Annotated in this window: 4 protein-coding genes; all 4 read left to right on the top strand. The window is 43.4% G+C overall.

The window, feature by feature from the left end; genetic code table 11:
• Positions 1 to 1,261, top strand: a 1,261-nt coding sequence (locus B9J84_RS16255; RefSeq protein ID WP_404206160.1) for a heavy metal translocating P-type ATPase, incomplete at its 5' end; no start/stop codon positions are given.
• The gene (gene ccoS, locus B9J84_RS01410; protein ID WP_013856892.1) at positions 1,262 to 1,432 is read left to right on the top strand and encodes a cbb3-type cytochrome oxidase assembly protein CcoS; all 171 of its coding nucleotides are present in this window, start codon (positions 1,262 to 1,264) and stop codon (positions 1,430 to 1,432) included.
• Positions 1,429 to 2,109, top strand: coding sequence for a sulfite exporter TauE/SafE family protein (locus tag B9J84_RS01405; RefSeq protein WP_013856891.1), 681 nt, complete (start codon positions 1,429 to 1,431; stop codon positions 2,107 to 2,109). Before ccoS ends, B9J84_RS01405 begins: the two co-directional genes overlap by 4 nt.
• Before the next feature lie 88 nt (positions 2,110 to 2,197).
• Positions 2,198 to 2,922, top strand: a 725-nt coding sequence (locus B9J84_RS01400; protein ID WP_094123359.1) for an FNR family transcription factor, incomplete at its 3' end; no start/stop codon positions are given.

Raw genomic sequence — 2,922 nt, 5'->3', positions numbered from 1 at the left:
TGTTTGTGCTGGTACATTAAATGGCGATGAGTCTTTCGAGTTGGAAGTCACTGCATCTAAAGCGGATTCCGTTATTTCCAATATTGTTAGACTGCAAGATGAAGCTCAAATGTCTAAGCCTAAGATTGCAGAAATTGCTGATATTGTCGCGAGATATTTTGTGGCTGTAATTTTGATTATTGCAGCAGCCACTTGGTTTTATTGGCACCAGACAAAACCTGAAGATGCATTTTGGATCATGTTAGCGGTCTTGGTGGCAACCTGCCCGTGCGCGCTTTCTCTTGCCACCCCTACAGCCATCACTTGCGCTACATCACGAATGGGTGACTTTGGTATTTTATTGAGAAAAAACCATGTCTTTGAAACACTTTGTAAAGTTAACCATTTGATTATTGACAAAACGGGAACGTTGACCCGTGGTGATATCGAAATTAGTGACGTTGAGTTGCATGGTGGTATAGACGAAAACCATTGTTTGGCGCTAGCCGCTGCTTTGGAGCATCATGCCAATCACCCCATTGCCAGAGCGTTTGCGCAATATCGTAATGACGAGTTTCGTGTTGAGCATGTGCAGAATATGATTGGGTCTGGTATTCAAGGTAAATATTTAGGCGGCGATGTTCGTATCGGCAGCGCCGAATTTGTTTTGAACGACATCAGTGACGATCGAGCAAATCGTATTTATCTGTCGCTCAACGGGCAACACATTGCGACCTTCACGTACCGCGATCCTATCCGTAGTGAAGCGAAACAATTTATCGATCGTTTCCATCAGGAAGGAATTAAGATCACGCTATTAACGGGTGACTCTCAACTTAATGCACAAAGTGTGGCCGCCGAAATGGACATCGATATTGTCGTATCGAATGCCAAACCAGAAGATAAACTGAGTTACTTAAAGTCGTTACCAGATGATGATATCACCATGATGATTGGCGATGGCATTAATGATGCGCCAACGCTTGCTGGTGCGCACTTATCCGTCGCTATGGGTGGTGGAACCGATGTCGCAAAAGCATCCGCTGATATGGTTTTACTTGGTGATAAACTCGACAGATTATTGGAAGCCAGAAGCTTAGCGTTAAAAGCTCGCAAAATCATTCGGGAAAATTTAGCGTGGTCACTTGGATACAATATTATTGTTTTGCCACTCGCCGTTGCGGGGCTGGTTGCTCCTTACATTGCCGTTGTGGGCATGTCGGCGAGTTCGATTATTGTGGTATCTAATTCTCTTCGACTACTCAAAAAGAGGGATAAGTAGATGGAAAGTCTTTATATATTGATCCCCATAGCGATCGTTTTGGTTACGATCGCCGTCATCATCTTTTTATGGGCAGTAAAGAGCGAACAGTTTGAAGATTTAGAACGCCAAGGACACAATATTTTGTTTGATGAAGATGAACTTACCTCATCAAAAGAAGAGAAAAAATGACCGCAGATTGGATTGGTGCTTTCTTTATCGGTTTACTTGGAGCTGGCCACTGTATGGGAATGTGTGGCGGGATTGCTTCTCTTTTGACCTTAGGTGAAAAGCGCAGTGATCGACTCCCAATACTGCTTGTTTTCTACAACCTTGGGCGTATTGCCAGCTATATGCTGTTTGGCGGTTTATTAGGAGGCCTCGCCGCCTCGCTATCCGAATTCTCTACACTTAATCATGCGTTGATTTGGTTGCGGCTCATTGCGGCAGGCCTAATGATTGTACTTGGATTGTATGTTGGACGTTGGTGGTTTGGCCTGTTGAAGCTGGAGAAGGTTGGGCAAAAAATCTGGAGTTTTATTTCGCCTTTTGGGCAATCATTGCTCCCGCTTAGGAAAACGTGGTTCGCTCTCCCTTTTGGGTTTATCTGGGGATGGTTACCTTGTGGGCTAGTTTACTCGGTACTGACTTGGTCTGTGGTGTCCGGTAGTGCACTGTCTGGCGCTCTGGTTATGGCCTCTTTTGGTTTGGGAACCTTACCTGCGATGCTTCTTGTTGGTTACGGAGCGACCCGTTTGAAGAACATTCAACAATCATTCATATTTCGTCATTTTGCTGCGATTTTTATCATACTCTATGGTCTATACACGGGTTATGGAGCAGTGAGTATTTTATCATCTACGTGGTAGCTGTCTGATTTATGGCATCTTTTTTCGCTATCCTTTAGGGGTAATGGGTGCTAAAATATTGATGTACATCAAAAAGTGAAAGGTTGTTATGATTTCTGATAAGCCAGCGGCAAAGCGCATTCAATCTGGTGGTTGTGCAATTCACTGTCAAGATTGCAGCATTAGCCAGCTTTGTATTCCTTTTACTCTCAATGAATCTGAACTTGATCAACTTGATCAAATTATTGAGCGTAAAAAACCTATCCAAAAGGGCCAAGAGCTATTTAAAGCTGGTGACGACCTTAAGTCTCTCTACGCTATTCGCTCAGGTACAATTAAAAGTTATACCATTACTGAGCAAGGTGATGAACAAATCACTGCGTTTCATTTAGCGGGTGATTTAGTTGGTTTTGACGCGATCACTGATGATTCTCATCCTAGCTTTGCTCAGGCTCTAGAAACATCAATGGTATGCGAAATACCCTACGAAATTCTTGATGATCTTTCGGGTAAAATGCCTAAGTTACGTCAGCAAATTATGCGCTTGATGAGTAATGAAATTAAGGGCGACCAAGAGATGATTCTTCTGCTATCTAAAAAGAATGCAGAAGAAAGATTGGCGGCTTTTCTTTATAACTTGTCGACTCGTTTCTCTCAGCGCGGCTTTAGCCCTAGAGAGTTTCGTCTGACAATGACTCGTGGTGATATCGGTAACTACCTTGGTCTTACTGTTGAAACGATCAGTCGTCTACTCGGCCGTTTTCAGAAGTCCGAAATCCTTAGCGTTAAAGGCAAATACATCACAATCCTTGACCATGACCAACTGATGGAACT

Source organism: Vibrio sp. V03_P4A6T147 (genome assembly GCF_002241085.1).
Classification (GTDB): domain Bacteria; phylum Pseudomonadota; class Gammaproteobacteria; order Enterobacterales; family Vibrionaceae; genus Vibrio; species Vibrio anguillarum.
Note: the sequence above shows the minus strand (reverse complement) of the source record. Positions and strands in the feature narration are given on the sequence as shown.